Source organism: Rhodococcus sp. IEGM 1341 (genome assembly GCF_030056895.1).
GTDB lineage: Bacteria > Actinomycetota > Actinomycetes > Mycobacteriales > Mycobacteriaceae > Rhodococcoides.
The window spans coordinates 322,905-340,530 of record NZ_JASHKV010000001.1 but is presented as its reverse complement, the minus strand read 5'-3'; the positions used below and the strand labels follow the sequence as shown (position 1 = coordinate 340,530).

General features: G+C 65.4%; 14 protein-coding genes. 4 read left to right on the top strand and 10 right to left on the bottom strand.

The features are described 5' to 3' along the window. The first annotated feature begins 101 nt into the window (after positions 1–101). Both secG and ppc read left to right on the top strand, forming a co-directional pair. Positions 102–335, top strand: a complete 234-nt coding sequence (gene secG, locus QM615_RS01335; RefSeq protein ID WP_068050526.1) for a preprotein translocase subunit SecG — start codon at positions 102–104, stop codon at positions 333–335. A 51-nt stretch (positions 336–386) separates the two neighbouring features. Further along, entirely contained in the window at positions 387–3,218 is a 2,832-nt protein-coding gene (gene ppc, locus QM615_RS01330) for a phosphoenolpyruvate carboxylase (protein ID WP_269594154.1), read from the top strand. Between the two features lie 224 nt (positions 3,219–3,442). Here the strand turns inward: ppc and pgl are convergent, their stop codons facing one another. The 5 genes from pgl to tkt are packed head-to-tail and all read right to left on the bottom strand — an operon-like array spanning position 3,443 to position 9,877. Next, entirely contained in the window at positions 3,443–4,189 is a 747-nt protein-coding gene (pgl, locus tag QM615_RS01325) for a 6-phosphogluconolactonase (RefSeq protein ID WP_269594153.1), read from the bottom strand. After that, positions 4,182–5,090 carry a glucose-6-phosphate dehydrogenase assembly protein OpcA gene (opcA, locus tag QM615_RS01320; protein ID WP_170946023.1) on the bottom strand — a complete coding sequence of 303 codons (909 nt, stop codon included), beginning with the start codon at positions 5,088–5,090 and terminating at the stop codon, positions 4,182–4,184. Before opcA ends, pgl begins: the two co-directional genes overlap by 8 nt. Further along, entirely contained in the window at positions 5,087–6,643 is a 1,557-nt protein-coding gene (gene zwf / locus QM615_RS01315) for a glucose-6-phosphate dehydrogenase (RefSeq protein ID WP_283346935.1), read from the bottom strand. The genes opcA and zwf overlap by 4 nt, the downstream gene beginning before the upstream one ends. A gap of 6 nt (positions 6,644–6,649) precedes the next feature. Beyond that, positions 6,650–7,774, bottom strand: a complete 1,125-nt coding sequence (gene tal, locus QM615_RS01310) for a transaldolase (protein WP_149405828.1) — start codon at positions 7,772–7,774, stop codon at positions 6,650–6,652. A 3-nt stretch (positions 7,775–7,777) separates the two neighbouring features. After that, on the bottom strand, positions 7,778–9,877 hold the full coding sequence (gene tkt / locus QM615_RS01305) for a transketolase (protein WP_283346934.1): 2,100 nt from the start codon (positions 9,875–9,877) through the stop codon (positions 7,778–7,780). Between the two features lie 411 nt (positions 9,878–10,288). Between tkt and QM615_RS01300 the strand changes: the two genes are divergently transcribed. Continuing rightward, positions 10,289–11,296, top strand: coding sequence for a heme o synthase (locus tag QM615_RS01300; RefSeq protein WP_149405826.1), 1,008 nt, complete (start codon positions 10,289–10,291; stop codon positions 11,294–11,296). A gap of 24 nt (positions 11,297–11,320) precedes the next feature. Here the strand turns inward: QM615_RS01300 and QM615_RS01295 are convergent, their stop codons facing one another. Next, entirely contained in the window at positions 11,321–12,286 is a 966-nt protein-coding gene (locus QM615_RS01295) for a quinone oxidoreductase family protein (RefSeq protein ID WP_269594150.1), read from the bottom strand. A gap of 136 nt (positions 12,287–12,422) precedes the next feature. Between QM615_RS01295 and QM615_RS01290 the strand changes: the two genes are divergently transcribed. Then, entirely contained in the window at positions 12,423–12,794 is a 372-nt protein-coding gene (locus QM615_RS01290) for a hypothetical protein (RefSeq protein ID WP_149405824.1), read from the top strand. Between the two features lie 139 nt (positions 12,795–12,933). Here QM615_RS01290 and QM615_RS01285 read toward each other — a convergent pair whose 3' ends face one another. The 4 genes from QM615_RS01285 to mptB are packed head-to-tail and all read right to left on the bottom strand — an operon-like array spanning position 12,934 to position 17,435. Then, complete coding sequence (locus QM615_RS01285; RefSeq protein ID WP_283346933.1) at positions 12,934–13,938, bottom strand: COX15/CtaA family protein; 1,005 nt, start codon at positions 13,936–13,938, stop codon at positions 12,934–12,936. A 55-nt stretch (positions 13,939–13,993) separates the two neighbouring features. Continuing rightward, complete coding sequence (locus QM615_RS01280) at positions 13,994–14,788, bottom strand: ABC transporter permease (RefSeq protein WP_411741291.1); 795 nt, start codon at positions 14,786–14,788, stop codon at positions 13,994–13,996. A 2-nt stretch (positions 14,789–14,790) separates the two neighbouring features. Beyond that, positions 14,791–15,735 carry an ABC transporter ATP-binding protein gene (locus QM615_RS01275; RefSeq protein ID WP_176460513.1) on the bottom strand — a complete coding sequence of 315 codons (945 nt, stop codon included), beginning with the start codon at positions 15,733–15,735 and terminating at the stop codon, positions 14,791–14,793. Then, complete coding sequence (mptB, locus tag QM615_RS01270) at positions 15,732–17,435, bottom strand: polyprenol phosphomannose-dependent alpha 1,6 mannosyltransferase MptB (protein WP_411741292.1); 1,704 nt, start codon at positions 17,433–17,435, stop codon at positions 15,732–15,734. Before mptB ends, QM615_RS01275 begins: the two co-directional genes overlap by 4 nt. Positions 17,436–17,626: the final 191 nt, after the last annotated feature.

Below are 17,626 nucleotides of genomic sequence, written 5' to 3'. Positions count from 1 at the left end.
GTACCGAACGGTTTTCGGACACCTCGCTTCGGCGGGGTGTCCGAAGCCGTTCGCGGGGCCAGGTAGGCTGCTGAAGGCATCGAATCGAGTTTGAGGTGGACATGGATCTGTTTCTGGATATTCTGCTGGTCGTCACCAGCCTGGCACTGATCTTGCTGATCCTGCTGCATCGCGGCAAGGGCGGCGGATTGTCCAGCCTGTTCGGTGGCGGAGTGCAGTCCAGCCTCTCCGGTTCCACCGTTGTCGAGAAGAACCTCGATCGCCTCACGGTCTTCACCGGCATCATCTGGCTCATCGCCATCCTCGGTATCGGTCTGGAGATCAAATACACCTGATCGGATTCGGCTCCGAGTGCGAGTTGGTGACGGAGCGACGATACTGGGTGGATGAGCGAATCCTCCTACGAGTCAGTCGGTTCCCCAGCCTTCGTCCCACCGACAGCTCAGGGTCGGGAGTTGACAGAGCCTCTCCGTGAGGACATCCGCTATCTGGGCGGCATCCTGGGTGAGATCATTCGCGAGCACGAGGGCGACGACGTCTTCGAGCTGATCGAGTCGGCTCGCGTCGAATCCTTCGCGGTACGCAGGTCGGAGATAGAACGCGACGATTCCGTCGGTCGCTACACCGACGTCGAAGTGGCACAGGCAGTTCCACTGATTCGCGCGTTCAGTCACTTCTCGCTGCTGGCCAATCTTGCCGAGGACCTGCACCGCGAACGTCGTCGAGCGATTCACCTCGACCGCGAGGACCCGCCACAGGACAGCAGTCTCGACGCCACCTGGCTCAAGATCGATGCCGCAGCACCGTCGCGCGAGCAGGTGGCCGCGGCCCTGACAGATGCGTTGGTCGCGCCGGTGATCACCGCGCACCCAACCGAAACACGTCGACGCACCGTGTTCGATGTGCAGTCGAAGATCACCGAGCTGATGCGGCGCCGCGATGTCGCCGCTGCGGCACGTGAGGGCAAGGCCGCCACTGCGGCGAAGGAACTGGCCGCCATCGACGTGCAGATCCGCAGGCAAGTACTGACCCTGTGGGAGACGGCTCTGATTCGGTTGTCGCGGTTGAGGATTCAGGACGAAATCGAAGTCGGCCTCCGGTACTTCGAGTCCTCCCTGTTCGATGTCATGCCGGCGTTGAACGCCGACGTGCGGGCAGCGCTGCGGGCACGGTGGCCCGAGGACGATCTACTGCCTCGCCCCATTCTCCGGCCCGGTTCCTGGATCGGCGGCGACCGCGACGGCAATCCGAACGTGACCGCAGAGGTGGTCCACACCGCAACCCATCAAGCGGGATACGTGGCGTTCGAGCATTACCTCGACGAATTGGTCGCGCTGGAGAAGGAATTGTCGATGTCCGCGCGTCTGGTGGATGTCACCGAGGATCTCAAGGCTCTGGCCGGCGCATCGACCGAGCCGGACGACCGTCGATCGGACGAGCCGTATCGCGTCGCCGTCGCCGGTATCCGGGCGCGGCTCACGGCCACCGCCCGGGCGGTGCTCGACGCGGTGCCGGTCTCCGGGATCGACCTCGGTGCGCAGAAGTACGCCGGTCCGCAAGACGTTCTCGACGACCTCGACGTCATCGATCGGGCTCTGCGGGCCGACGGGGATGCATTGATCGCCGATGATCGTCTGCTCCGGCTTCGGCAGTCGGTCGAGACGTTCGGATTCCATCTGCAGGCGTTGGACATGAGGCAGAACTCCGAGACACACGAAGAGGTGGTCGCCGAGCTGTTGGCCTGGGCCGGTGTCCACTCCGATTACATGTCCCTCGGGGAGGACGAGCGGGTCGCGGTTCTGTCGCAGGATCTTGCGACCAGGCGGCCGCTGGTCGGCCCCAACGCGCAACTGAGTGAGCTCGCCACCAAGGAACTGGGCATCGTCAGGGCCGCCAAGGAGGCCATCGACCACCTGGGCCCCGACACCATCCAGAACTACGTCATCAGCATGTGTCAGTCGGTCAGTGACATGCTCGAAGCGGCGTTGCTGCTCAAGGAAGCGGGCATCTTCGACCCCGGCACCGACGGCTCGGCACCCACGTCGACGGTGGGTGTCGTGCCACTGTTCGAGACCATCGAGGATCTGCAGCAGGGTGCCGCGACCCTGCTCGCCACGCTCGACGTTCCGATCTATCGCGCGCTGGTCGCTGGGCGCGGCATGAACCAGGAAGTCATGCTGGGGTATTCGGACTCGAACAAGGACGGTGGATACCTCGCGGCGAACTGGGCGCTGTACCGCGCCGAGCTGGATCTGCTCGAGGCCTCACGCAAGACGGGTATTCGCTTGCGGCTGTTCCACGGTCGAGGCGGTACGGTCGGCCGCGGCGGCGGTCCCAGCTACGACGCGATCCTGGCGCAGCCGCCCGGAGTGGTACAGGGATCGTTGCGGCTCACCGAGCAGGGCGAGATCATCGCGGCGAAATACGCCGAGCCGTCCATAGCGCGCCGAAACCTCGAGTCTCTGGTCGCGGGAACTCTCGAATCGACTCTGCTGGATGTGGAGGGTCTCGGAGACGGCGCAGAAGCCGCATACGACATCCTGGACGACCTCGCCGCGAAGGCGCGTGCGGCCTACGGCCGGCTGGTGCACGAGGAGCCCGGTTTCGTCGAGTACTTCCGAACGTCGACGCCGGTAGCCGAGGTCGGTGAGCTGAACATCGGCTCCCGTCCGGCATCGAGAAAGCCGACGAACTCGGTGTACGACCTGCGTGCCATTCCTTGGGTGATGTCGTGGAGTCAGTGCCGCGTGATGCTGCCCGGCTGGTACGGCACCGGTTCGGCATTCGAGGAGTGGGTCGGCGACGACGAATCCAAACTCGAGGTGCTGACCGAGCTGTACCGAAAGTGGCCGTTCTTCCAGACCGTTCTGTCCAACCTCGCGCAGGTCATGGCGAAATCGGATCTGGGCATCGCGGCTCGGTACGCGGAGTTGGTTCCCGACGCGGACCTGCGCGCGCGGATCTTCGGGATGATCGAAGCCGAACATGCCACGACGGTGCGGATGTACCTGAAGATCACCGGTCACAGTCGCCTGCTCGAAGACAACCCGTCGCTCGAGCGCTCGGTGCACAATCGCTTCCCGTACCTCGAGCCACTGAATCAGATGCAGGTCGAGATGCTGCGTCGATACCGCAACGGTGACGACGACGAACGGGTCAAGCGAGGAATTCTGCTGACGATGAACGGTCTCGCGACGGCGCTGCGCAACAGCGGTTAGCCACGCACGAGGGGCGAGGAACCGGTTGTCGGTCGATCGCGTCCAACGAGGTATGACGCAGTGCAGCAGTTCGATCGATACCTGGAGAGACGGATCCGCCTACCGCATGAGCAGTAGGCGGATCGGTCGTTCGATATCAGGATATGCCCGGAGCGTCGGCGACTACGACTGCGAGCGGCCCGGATGTGACCCCGACGCTGCCGACCCCGATTAGTCGGGTGGGATCAGACGGTGTCCAGCTTGGACGCAGCGCCTGCATCGACGAACCAGACCGTCGATTCGGTGCCGAGCGCGCCTGCCGACGGGACGTCGTCGGAATCGGCTCCGCCCACCGCAGCGGCGACGGCGTCGGCTTTGTTCGCTCCCGAGACGAGCAACCACACGTGCTGTGCGCGGCGAACCGCAGGCAGCGTCAGTGTGATGCGCACCGGCGGGGGCTTGGGGGAGTCCTCGACCGCCACGACGAAGCGGTGCTGCTCACGCACTGCATCGGTGTGGGGGAAGAGTGAATTGATATGGCCTTCGCCGCCCATTCCGAGGAGATGGACGTCGAACCGGGGCGTCGGCTCACCCTCCGATCCGGAATGCAGGATCTGTGCGTACGTTGCGGCGGCCACCTCGGGGTCGCTTCCGTGTGGTCCGTCGGATGCGGCCATCCGGAACACCCGATCCGGGTGAACATCGACGTGATCGAGCAGCGCTTCCGAGGCCTGGACCTCGTTGCGTTCGGGATCACCCGAGGGCAGGAAGCGTTCGTCGCCGAAGTAGATGTCGACCTTGCCCCAGTCGATCGATCCGGAGTCCTCACGTAGCGCTTCCAGCAGCGCGATTCCGGTGCCACCACCGGTGAGCACCACCGATGCGAAGCCACGCTCGGCCTGCGCGGCCGTGACCACGTCGACGAAGCGAGATCGTGCAGCGTCGACCAGGGCCTGCGCGTCCAAGTACTGGAGTACCGATGTCTTACTCATAGCTCACTTTCGACAGTCCGTGCAGGGCGAGTTCGTAGATCTCGTCCGTGTCGAGTCTGCGCAGTTCCTCGGCGAGGCACTCGCGAGTGTTGCGACGCGCCAGTGCGACCTCCGCGTCGGGCTGACCGGTGCGTCGCAGGGTTGCGGTCTTGCCGGTCTGCGGACGCGTCAGCGAGATGCTGCTGTTCTCTCTGATCAGCTCCACCTTCAGCTCACCCGCACGGCGGTGGACCGGCACGTCGAGTTTGGCGGCCAGCCAACCTGCCAGGATGTCGAGTGCGGGTTCCTCGGCCAGTCCGGACACCGTGGCCGAGACGACCGCCTCGAACGGAGCCTGGTCGAGCGCGGTGGCCAACAGGCCGCGCCAGTACGTGATGCGACTCCAGGAGAGATCGGTGTCGCCCTCGGTGTAGCTGCTGAGCCGACCCTTGATCGTCGCCGTGGTGTCGGGCGAGTTCGTGGCATCGGTGATCCGGCGAATTGCCAAGCGTCCCAGCGGATCCTTCGCCGGAACGGTCGGTGCCTCGTCCGGCCACCACGCCACGATCGGGGTATCGGGCAGCAGGAACGGGATCACCACACTGTGCTCGTGATCGGCGAGTTCGCCGTTCAGGCGCAACACCACGACCTCCGATGCACCGGCGTCTCCGCCCACACGGATCTGTGCGTCGAGGCTCGATTCGGCGGATCGGTCTCCGTGGATGAGCACGATGACGCGGCACGGATGCTCGCGGCTGGCCTCGTTCGCTGCGTCGATCGCCCGTTCGGCCTTGGCCGGATCACGGCTGGCGACGATCAGTGTCAGCACCCGGCCGATGGTCACCGCACCGCCTGCTTCGCGCACCTCCACCAACTTCTTGCCGACCTCGGCCGTCGTCGTGGCGGGGATGTCGACAATCACGGTCTTCTCCATTCGCGTCCGGTGCGGTGCATCATCTCGTCACCCGAGGAAGGCCCCCAGGTACCGGCTTCGTACGGCTCCGCGGTGCCGCCGGAAGCCCAGAATTCCAGAATGGGGTCGAGGATCTTCCACGACAGTTCCACTTCGGCATTGACCGGGAACAGCGACGGCTCACCGAGCAGCACGTCGAGGATGAGGCGTTCGTACGCCTCGGGCGAGGATTCGGTGAACGCCTGGCCGTAGCTGAAGTCCATGCTGACGTCGCGCACCTGCATGCTCGAGCCCGGCACCTTGGAGCCGAACCGCATCGTCACGCCCTCGTCGGGCTGGACTCGGATCACCAACGCGTTCTGACCGAGTTCCTCGGTCATCGTGGCGTCGAACGGTAGGTGCGGAGCGCGTTTGAACACCATTGCGATCTCGGTGACCCGACGCCCGAGTGCCTTGCCGGTCCGAAGGTAGAACGGCACCCCACCCCAGCGTCGCGTATCCACCTCCAGGGTGATGGCGGCGTAGGTTTCGGTGTTCGACTCGGAGTCGAAGCCCTCTTCCTCCTTGAGGCCCTTCACTTTCTGGCTGCCCTGCCACCCCGCGGCATACTGACCGCGCGCCGAGGTTCGATCGAGTGGCTCGGCGAGTTTGGTGGCCGAGAGCACCTTGATCTTCTCCGATTGCAGCTCCTTGGGGTTGAAGCTGACCGGCTCCTCCATCGCAGTGATGGCGAGAAGCTGCAGAAGGTGGTTCTGGATGACGTCGCGGGCGGCACCGATTCCGTCGTAATACCCTGCGCGACCGCCCAATCCGATGTCCTCGGCCATCGTGATCTGAACGTGGTCGACGTAATGCGCATTCCAGATCGGATCGAACAGCTGGTTGGCGAAGCGCAGTGCCAGGATGTTCTGCACCGTCTCCTTGCCGAGATAGTGGTCGATACGAAACACGGTGTCCTCGGGGAACACTCGGTTCACGACCGCGTTGAGCTCTTTCGCACTCTGCAGATCGTGTCCGAACGGCTTCTCGATGACGACGCGTCGCCAGTTGCCGTCCTTGCTCTGCGCCAGGCCCGAGCGCGACAGCTGCTCGAGGACTACCGGGAACGCGCTCGGCGGGATGGACAGATAGAAGGCGTGATTCCCGCCGGTGCCGCGGGTCTCGTCGAGTTCGGTCAGCGTCCGTGACAGCTCGTCGAACGCGTCGTCGTCGTCGAAAGAGCCTTGGACGAACCGGAATCCTTCGGCGAGGGTGTTCCACACCTCCTCGCTGAACGGTGTTCGCGCGTGATCGCGCACTGAATCGTGCACGATCTTGGCGAAGTCCTGGTTCTGCCATTCCCGTCGGGCAAATCCGACCAGGGCGAAACCGGGGGGTAGCAGCCCCCGGTTCGCCAGGTCGTACACCGCAGGCATGAGCTTCTTACGCGCGAGATCGCCGGTCACCCCGAAGATGACCATGCTGCACGGGCCCGCGATACGGGGGAGCCGCTTGTCTCGGGCGTCGCGGAGAGGGTTGAGCCAGTCCGCGGAGTGGAGAGGTTCGGTTTCTGCGGTGGGCACAGTCGGTCAGCTCTTCTGACCTGCTTGGCGAAGCTGCTCGCCGGTGGCCTCGAGCAACTCGTTCCAGGCAGCCTCGAACTTCTGGACGCCTTCGTTCTCCAACGTCAGGAAGACATCGGAGATGTCGATACCGAGCGCCGAGATGCGGTCGAAGATTTCCTGGGATTCCGGTCCCTTGCCCGAGACCGTGTCGCCGACGATCTCGCCGTGATCGGCAACCGCGTCCATGGTCTTCTCCGGCATCGTGTTCACCGTGTTCGGCGAGACGAGCTCGGTGACGTACATGGTGTCGGGGTAGGCGTCGGACTTGACGCCGGTCGAGGCCCACAGCGGACGCTGCGGACGTGCGCCACTGCCGACGAGCTCGCGGAACCGAGGAGCGACCTCGAAGATCTGCTGGTACGCCACGTATGCGAGACGAGCATTGGCCAGCGCGGCCTTGCCCTTGAGCGCCTCGGCATCGGGAGTGCCGATCGCATCGAGCCGGGAATCGATCTCGCTGTCCACGCGGGAGACGAAGAACGACGCGACCGAGTGGATCTTGTCGAGGTCGTGACCGGCCGCGCGGGCCTTCTCGAGACCCTCGAGGTATGCGTTCATCACCAGCTCGTAGCGCTCGACGGAGAAGATCAGCGTGACGTTGACGCTGATGCCCTCGCCGATCACCTTGGCGATAGCGGGAATTCCTGCCTCGGTGGCCGGAATCTTGATGAGCAGGTTCGGGCGGTCGACGATCTTCCACAGCTCGACGGCCTGCTCGTACGTCTTGTCGGCGTCGTGGGCCATGCGGGGATCGACCTCGATCGACACCCGGCCGTCGACGCCTGCACTCGCCTCGTACTGAGGCATCAGGATGTCGCATGCTTCCCGGACGTCGTCCGTGGTGACCGTGCGGATCGTGGTCTCGACGTCGGCACCTTCACCGGCGAGCTTGTTCACCTGCTCGTCGTAAGCCTCGCCCGTGCTCAGGGCCGCCTGGAAGATCGACGGGTTGGTGGTCACTCCGACGACGCTCTTGGTGTCGATCAGGTCCTTGAGGTTGCCCGAGCGGATGCGGTCGCGGGACAGGTCGTCCAGCCATACCGAGATGCCGGCGGCGGAGAGCTCTGCAAGATTCTTGTTCTGGGTCATGAATTATCCCTTCACATTGGTGATGGAGCGCTGTGCGGCTGCGGTGACGGCCTCTGCCGTGAAGCCGAACTCGCGGAAAAGTGTTGCAGCGTCGGCAGATTCGCCGTAGTGCTCGAGCGAGATGATCTCGCCGAAGCCGCCGACGATCTTCCACCACGGCATCGCGATGCCGGCCTCGATCGACACCCGGGCCTTGACGGTGGGCGGGATCACCTGGTCGCGGTAGTTCTGATCCTGGCTCTCGAACCACTCGACGCACGGCATCGAGACGACGCGGGCGGCGATGCCCTGCGCCTCGAGCTGCTTCTGCGCCTCCACGGCGTACTGCAGCTCGGAGCCGGTGCCGATCAGGACGACGTCCGGGGTCGCCTTGGACGACTCGACGAGAATGTATCCACCCTTCGAGACGCCCTCGTAGCTGGTGCCCTCGAGAATCGGGATGCCCTGACGCGTCAGCGCGAGACCGACGGGTCCGCTGCTGCTGGACTTGGCCATCACGGCCTGCCATGCGAATGCGGTTTCGTTGGCGTCACCGGGGCGTACCACCGACAGGTTGGGGATGGCCCGCAGCGCGGCGAGATGCTCGACCGGCTGGTGCGTCGGGCCGTCCTCGCCGAGGCCGATGGAGTCGTGCGTCCACACGTAGATGGGGTCGATGTCCATCAACGACGCCAGTCGAACGGCCGGCCGCATGTAGTCGCTGAACTGCATGAACGTTCCGCCGTAGGCACGGGTCGGGCCGTGCATGACGATGCCGGACAGGATGGCACCCATCGCGTGCTCACGGATGCCGAAGTGCAGCGTGCGGCCGTACGGCTCGGCGTCCCAGTCGTCGGTGGAGATCGACGTGGGGCCGAAGGACTTCGCACCCTTGATCGTGGTGTTGTTGCTGCCGGCCAGGTCGGCGGAGCCGCCCCACAGCTCCGGGAGGACAGGTCCGACGGCGTTGAGAACCTCGCCCGACGCCGCACGGGTCGCGACGGCCTTGCTGCCGGGCTCCCAGGTGGGCAGAACGTCGGTCCAGTTCTCGGGCAACGTGCCCTGGGTCAGGCGGTCCAGTAGCTTCTTGCGCTCGGGCTCGCGCGCGGCCCAGGCGTCGAATTCGACGGTCCACTCGGCGTGGGCCTTACGGCCGCGTTCCTGCAGCTTGCGGGTGTGGCCGATGACCTCGTCGGTGACCTCGAACGTCTTGGCGGGGTCGAAATCGAGTGCCTGCTTGACCTTCGCGATCTCCTCGTCGCCCAGTGCGGCACCGTGAACAGCACCGGTGTTCATCATGGTGGGGGCCGGGAAACCGATGATGGTGCGCAGGACGATGATCGACGGCTTGTCGGTGACAGCCTTGGCAGCCTCGACGGCTTCTTCGATGGCAGTGACGTTCTCGCCGCCCTCGACCACCTGCACGTGCCAGCCGTAGGCCTCGTAGCGCGCGGCCGTGTTCTCGGACAGGGCGATGTCGGTGGAGTGCTCGATCGAGATCTTGTTGTCGTCGTAGAACAGGATCAGGTTGCCGAGCTGCTGTGTACCGGCCAGCGACGACGCCTCGGACGTGACGCCTTCTTCGATGTCGCCGTCGGAGGCGATCACGTAGATGAAGTGGTCGAACGGACTCTCGCCGAGTGCAGGCTCGGGATCGAACAGGCCACGCTCGCGGCGCGCCGCCATGGCCATACCCACGGCGGAGGCGAGTCCCTGACCGAGCGGACCGGTGGTGATCTCGACGCCGTCGGTGTGGCGGAACTCGGGGTGCCCGGGAGTCTTGGACTTGTAGGTGCGCAGCGCCTCGATGTCGGCGAGCTCGAGTCCGAAGCCGCCCAAGTAGAGCTGCAGGTACAGCGTCAGGCTCGAGTGACCGCACGAGAGGACGAATCGGTCGCGGCCGATCCAGTGCGTGTCGGTGGGATCGTGGCGCATGGTGCGCTGAAAGAGGGTGTAGGCGAGAGGGGCCAGGCTCATCGCGGTTCCGGGGTGGCCGTTGCCGACCTTCTGCACTGCGTCCGCTGCCAGAACACGAACGGTGTCGACCGCTCGGGTGTCCAGGTCCGTCCAGTCGCTCGGGTGGTGCGCCGTGGTGAAGACGTCAATATCGTCTGTGATCGACACGAGCAGAAATCTCCTGACATTCGTTCGAGTTGTGGCTCCGAGGAATCGTCGCTCGGCGACCTCTGCGATGCGCCTGGGTGGAGCGCGCACGCAGTCGGTGCCGAAGGACGTCCCCCACCAGCCTAGTTCCGTCCGACCCTACTGTCGTGCCTTCCCCCGGGCGATTGCGCACGGGTTACTCGTAGGCGACGTATTCCTCACTTTGGGTGCCCTGCGAATTGGAGGTGCAAACCCAGCCGTCTACCATCGGTCGTAGTAGGCGTACGTTCGTCGGCTGCCGCGGTAGTGAACGCGGGGGTCGGCGCGTGCGCGAAGGCGCCGAAGTGTCGCCATCGAGAGTCAACCCGCGTGCCGGTGGCATGCGAGCAAGTGGCCGAGCGCCAGAGAACGACAGTCGTGCGAGGAGACGCAGTGCGAATTGGGCAGCAGCCGGGCGGACACGGTTTCGCCGGCGGCCCCGGATTCGGAGCAGACGACGAGGGTGAGCCCACGCAGGCCGCGCCGGCGACGTCCGCCCCGCGCAGAGCATTCGCACTCTTTCTTGCGTATGTCGCGCTCACGAAGCCCCGGGTCATCGAACTCCTCCTCGTCACGACCATTCCGGCGATGCTGCTGGCCGACCGAGGAAACGTCGATCCCTGGCTGATCCTCACCACACTCTTCGGCGGAATGCTGGCCGCAGCCAGCGCCAACACTCTGAACATGGTCGTCGACGCAGACATCGACAAGGTGATGAAGCGCACCGAGAAGCGCCCACTCGCGCGCGGTGCCATGCCCGTCTCGCACGCCCTGATCTTCGGGCTCGTCCTGGGCGTGTTCTCGTTCTTCTGGCTGTGGGCCACCACGAATCTGCTCAGCGGTGTGCTCGCCGTCGTGACGATCTGCTTCTACATTTTCGTCTACACGCTCGTGCTCAAACGGCGCACCTCGCAGAACGTGGTGTGGGGCGGCGCGGCCGGATGTATGCCGGTGATGATCGGTTGGTCCGCCGTGACCGGCACGATCGGGTGGCAGGCGCTGGTCATGTTCCTGGTGATCTTCCTGTGGACACCGCCGCACACCTGGGCGCTCATGCTCCGCTACAAGGAGGACTACCAGGCCGCCAACGTGCCGATGCTGCCTGCTGTCGCCTCGGAAACGAAGGTCACCAAGCACATCGTGCTCTACGCGTGGGCCACGGTTGCCGCAACGCTCGCGTTGGCCCCGGGCTCGGGCATCGTCTACGCAGCCGTCGCTGTGGCCTCGGGAGTGTGGTTCCTCGTCGTGGCCCACCGTCTCTACGCAGGCGTGCGAGCGGGAACTCCGGTCAAGCCGCTCAAGCTGTTCATTCTCTCGAACGAATACCTGGCACTGGTGTTCTGCGGCTTGGCCGTCGACTCCGTTCTGGGCTGGCAGACGCTCGCTCAGATCCTTTCCTGAGCGAGCCGTCCGGCACAGTCGGCGTCAGGGAACCAGCACGATGGACCCCATCGTATTGCGTGACTCCAAATCGATGTGGGCCTGAGCAGCATCCTCCAGCGCGTACTGCGCACCGATCTCGACCGTCAGAGCTCCGCTGGCCATCGCTGCGAACACATCTCCGGCGCGCCACTCCAGCTCGGCCCGGTTTCGGATGTGATGTGCGAGCGTGGGCCGGGTCAGGAACAGGGAGCCCGCGCCGTTCAGGCGCTGTGGATCCATGGGCGGGACGGGACCGCTCGCGGCACCGAACAGAGCCAGTGTCCCTCTGATCCGAAGCGACGCAAGACTCGCCTCGAACGTGTCGGCGCCCACGCCGTCGTACACCGCATGGACACCCTCGCCGTCGGTGATCTCACGCACGCGGGCGGCGATGTCGTCCTCGTAGCGCAACACGTGGGCGGCACCGGCCTGCGTCGACCGCTCGGCCTTGGCATCCGTGGAGACCGTGGTGATCACGTTCACGCCCTTCGCCACCGCCATCTGCGTCAACAACAGTCCGACGCCACCTGCGCCTGCGTGTACCAGCACTGTGTCGCCCCGCTGGGCAGGATAGGTGGACTCGATCAGGTAATGCGCAGTCATGCCCTGGAGCAGCGCCGAGGCGGCCTGATCGGCCGGAACGCCGTCGGGAACCGCGATGGCCGACGAAGCGTCCACCAGGACGTATTCGGCGTAGCTGCCGGGTGCTGCGGCCCAGGCGACGCGAGCTCCCGGAGCAAAGTCCGTGACGTCCGACCCGACCTGATCGATCACTCCGGACCCTTCGTCGCCGGGAACGTAGGGGAGTGCGCGCGGATACAGGCCGCGCCGAAAGTACGTATCGATGTAGTTGATGCCGATGGCGTCCGTCCTGACCAGGAGTTGAGCAGGTCCTGGCGTCGGTATCGGAACATCGACGACGTTCATGACCTCGGGTCCGCCGGTGTTGTCTATTCGAATGGCACGCATGAAGACCGTTCTACACCGGCGCGTCGCACCCGGTGGCACGGATCCGCTCGATGCACGCACGCGGGCGAAGTTACCGATCAGTAACGACTCGACGGGTCGATGCGGGAATTGCGAACGGTCTCGGTATCGTGTCGGCATGGCTACCGAAATCGACAGTGCGGGCATCGAGAAGAACGAGTCGAACGACGTTCCCAAGGGAACGCTCGCGGCGGTGAAGAGCTTCCTCGCCGACCACGGCAACTCTGCCGACGTGGTGATTCAGCCGGTCGGTCGCGCCGGGACTCGGCTCACCATGGTCGGTGCCGACGGAGTTCTGGGGGACCAGGTGGTGGCGAGTACCGCCATCGCCCGCGCGATCGTCGACGGTCTCGACCAGTTGACCGAGGCCGAATGGGACCGCGAGTTGACCAGTTCGGTCAATCCGGCACCCGGACACCACGAGAAGATGGCCGGGTGGGTAGCCCATCAGAAGAAGTTTCCGAAGGCGCGTAACCAGGCGATCGTCTGAGCGGAGACAAGTCGCAAAACTTGTTCGATCAGGCGGGAACCATCTGGGCACCCGGTGCGTCGAAGTCAGTGGAGGGGCAGTCGGCCATCTGAGGGGGAGGTCGGCTGCCCCTCCACCCTGTTCGAAGATCGATCGATCGTCACGAGTGAACTGCGACGTCCTCGGTGGTCTCGATCTTGTCGGCCGCGGCCGGGCCGCGAGTTCGGCAGGCCGCCCAGACGGCTGCGGTTGCGGCGGTACACGCGCCCGCACCGGCCACATGGAAGGCGACGAGTACGGCCGGAACTCCGGTGAAGTACTGGACCAATCCGATCAGAGACTGTGCCAACACCAGGACGATCAGGACATTGAGTCGAAACGTGACCGTCTTGGGCGCACGAACGGCATACAGGGCGAAAGCCAGTCCGACGAGCAACGCCAGGTAGCCGACGAGGAACTGCGAGTGCGCGTGCACCAGCGTCACGATCTCGATACCGAGGCGCGGTACTGGTTCCTCGATGCTCTTGTCGCCTGCGTGCGGACCGGCTCCGGTCACCATGGTGCCCGCGATCAGCACACCCGCCAGAGCAATCCCGGACAGTCCCGTCAGCGCTCGCAGAGCACCGGGCACCGTCGGCGTCGACTCCGATGCCGAATCGCTCTCGCCCACCTTGGCGTACAGCAGCGTGGCCAGCCAGACCATCGCCATCGAGACGACGAGGTGAACGGCGACGGTCCACCACAGCAGTCCGGTCAGCACGGTGAATCCGCCGATAACGGCCTGCACGACGGTACCGAGTGGCATCAGCCATGCGAAGAACAGCACTCCGCGACGACGCCGCGCCCTGGTGACTGCGATCACGACAGCGGCGGCCGCGAGAACGACGACGAACGTGAGCAGGCGGTTACCGAACTCGACGGCCTGATGCAATATCGGTACCTCGGACACCCCGACGGGAGTGAAACTACCGGGGAAGCACTGCGGCCAGGTGGGGCAGCCGAGACCGGATCCGGTGACGCGAACGACTGCACCGGTGACGGCGATGCCGCCCTGCGTCAGGATTGCGATGAAAGCCAGAATTCGCTGCACACGAAGCGACGGCAGTGGCAGGAGATCGACGACGCGCAGGAATACGCCATAGAGCTTCCGTAGGAGGTAAGGCACTCCACGATGGTAAACGCCGATCAACTACACAGCGTCGTTGGGTAGCGAGCGTGACTCAGGTGAACTTGAACGTGCGCACGGCGAGCGTGCTGCACACCGCAGCCCACACCAGCAGGACGACCACACCGAACACGTCGAACGACGACGCCACACCCCTGCTCAGTGCCTCGCCCAGTGCGCCGGACGGAACGATGCGCGCCACGTTCTGCAGGCCCTGCGGGATCTGGTCGTCCACGAACACCACGCTGCCGACGCCCAGCATCACGAACCAGGCGATGTTCGCCAGCGCCAACACGATCTCGGCGCGCAGGGTGCCGCCCAGCAGCAACCCCATGGACGCGAAGGTGACGGTTCCCAGAGCGATGATGACGGCACCGAGCAACAGCCCCGTCGCGCTCGGGCGCCATCCGAGAGCGACGCCGATCGAGCCGAGCAGAATCGTCTGCAGGACCACCACGATCACCACGGCGGCGGATTTGCCGCCGATGATGCCGCACCGCGGAAGTGGTGTCGCCCCGAGCCGCTTGAGAGCGCCGTAGCGGCGATCGAAGCCGACGGCGATCGCCTGACCGGTGAACGCCGTCGACATGATGGCAACCATCATCACAGCCGGAACCACTCGGGCAACGCGGTCGACGCCGAGCTCGCCGAAGGGCAGCAGGGTCAATCCGATCAGCAACGTGATCGGGATGAACATCGTCAGCAGCAACTGTTCACCGTTGCGCAGCAACAACTTCAGCTCGAGGCGGGTCTGCGCGAGCAACATACGTGCAGCCGACGCGGGCTGCGGGCGAGGCGCGAACAGACCTGTCTCGAATCGGTTGTCGGCGAGCCGGGCTTCTCTGCGCACGGTCACTTCCTCAATTCTCTGCCGGTCAGTTCGAGGAACACGTCCTCGAGGCGGCGCTGGTCGACCTGCAGTTCGGTCGCCAACACGTCCTGCTGTGCACACCAGGACGTGACGATCACCAGGATCTGCGGCTCGATCACACCGGCGACCACATAGGAACCGGGCGTCGGTTCCGACGGTACGTACCCCGGGGGAAGAGCCGCGTCGAGCATGGAGAGTTCGAGTCCAGGGGGTGCGGTGAAGCGCAGTTGGCCCTCGGCACCCTGCTTGGTCAGCTCCGAGGGAGTGCCCGAGGCGACGACGCGACCGTTGTCGATGATCGTCAGCCGGTCTGCGAGCTGCTCGGCCTCGTCCATCAGATGTGTCGTGAGCAGAACGCCGACTCCGTCGCGGCGCAGGGCGTCGATCAGCTCCCACACGAGCAGCCGGGCCTGGGCGTCGAGCCCGGCGGTCGGTTCGTCGAGGAACACCAGTTCGGGTCGTCCGACGATGGCGCACGCCAGGGCGAGCCGCTGCTGCTGCCCACCGGAGAGTCGCCGGTACGGGGTGCGGACGGCCGAGGTGAGGCCGAGGCAGTCGAGCAGCCATGCCGGATCGAGGGGGTCGGCCGAGTACGAGGCGACGAGTTGGAGCATCTCGCCGGCTTTGGAACCGGGGTACGCACCTCCGCCCTGGAGCATGACCCCGATGCGTGGCCGCAGCTGCGCCGACTGCGCGACGGGGTCGAGTCCGAGGACTCGGACCGAGCCGCCGTCGGGTACGACGAATCCTTCGCACATCTCGACGGTGGTGGTTTTTCCGGCACCGTTGGGGCCCAGCAGTGCGAGAACCTCGCCGGGGCCGATGTTCAGGCTGAGTCCGTCGACGGCACTGACACCGTCGTACGACTTGCGTACGTCGGTCAGCTGTACGACAGGTTGCGTCGCGTCGGACGTCCCGGAGATCACGAGGACTCAGCGTATTCGTCTGCGCTGCGGTCGCGTGCCGGTGGTCCGGTGCGGGTGGGCCACGGCATTCGGTTTCGCGTGAACAGGTAGAGCACCGCGATCGTCAGGATGGTCATGACTGCGGCCTGCACGATCTGGAACGGCTGATACTCACTGCCGTTCGGCATCAGGATCACACTCACCAACGACGAGAAGGCGATGGCCGGACGCCGGAACGAGGAAGTGGTGGCCCATGCCGCGAGCGGAATCACCGCCCACAGCAGGTACCAGGGTTGGACCACGGGGAACAACAGGACGACGGCACCGAGCGCGACGCCGAGTGCGCCGACCGGATGCAGACGGCCGCGCAGAACGGCGATGAGCATGCGGACGACGATGATTCCCGCGACGACGGCAGCGATCGGGCGAGTGAGACCCAACACAGCGGTGGTGTGGTCGCCGAGGCCGAGGAGTACGCCGACGAATCCGGTGCCCAGCCCGAGAATCGTGGGAATCGACATCCAGCTGCGCACCACGCCGGCGGTCCCCAGAGTGTTGATCCAGCCGAAGCCGAGCCCACTGCCCAGGCTCACCGCGACTTGGACCGCGACGGCTATGGAGCCGAGCAGGATTGCGGCGTACACCACGGATCTGAGGGTCCCGCCCCACCTCCTCGACAGGGCCATTCCCACGAAGCCGAGCGCGATGAGCGAGGGGATCTTGATCGAAGACGACAGTGCGATCAAGCCTGCACCGCCGACGAGGAACGCGATATCGCTGTTGCGGAGGGGACCCGAGCGCTCGATCGCGCGAAGCGCCAGTTCGGTACCGGCCAGCATCAGCCCGATCATCAGGGCCTCGTTGTGGATACCGGCCACCAGATGGAAGAGCAGCAACGGATTCGCGGCACCGAGCCACAGTGCCGTCACCGACGCAACCCCGCAGCGTCGGGCGAGGCGGGGCAGCGACCAGACGATCAACGCCACGCCCGCCAATGCGAGCAGGCGATGCAGAAAGATGCCGGCGACGATGTTCTCGCCGGTCAGGTACGTGATGCCACGCCCCATCCACAGGAACAGCGGGCCGTAGGGTGCCGGGGTCTCCCGCCAGATGTTGGGAACCGTTCGGGTCAGTACGTTGTCGGCCCCGAGTGCATCGACCGGACCGACCTCGTACGGGTCGAGTCCGCGTGCGGTGATCTCGCTCTGAGCCAGGTACGAGTAGACGTCGCGCGAGAACATCGGCGGTGCCACGCACAACGGCAGGATCCACAGCAGCAACGTGCGGTCCATCTGGGAGCGGGTGAGTCGCCGCGGGGTCGCTCCCGATCGCAAGCGTCCCAACGCGAATCTTCCCAGCAGCAACCACGCGAGCACCACGATGACGGTTCCGGTCATCGTGACGGTCAGTGCGGTGGTCGCCATCCGGGACGGCAGGCTCAGGAGTCGGACGCCTGCGATCGGGTTCTGCAGCACCGGCTGCGCGCCCGCGCCGAGTGCTCCGATCGCCATCAGCAGTGCGCCCGCGGCACCGAAACGGCGGATGTTCCTGAGCTGGTTCGTCTCCGCCGGATTCAGCCCCGGTGCCTCCTGCTCGTCTCCGTGCAGGGTGGCGACCACCCCGCCCGGAGGCGTGGGCTCGAGGCCGATGACTCGACGTGCCGGGGCCACGACGAACCTGTGGACGAATGCAGCCGGCGCGGACTTCGATGTGCCGGACACCGGGGGAGAACCGGGACCGCCCGCGGAAGGTGAGCTCTCGAAACTGGGCTCACTGTCGGTCGATGGCACAGTGGGAGCGTAGCGGGGCACTCGGTCACCACCTGCACGGTGCTCCACCCGACGACATGTGCATCGGCCACCGCGCTGGGTGAGTAGCCCGCATAGGGCACCCTTGCTGGACCGAGTACAGC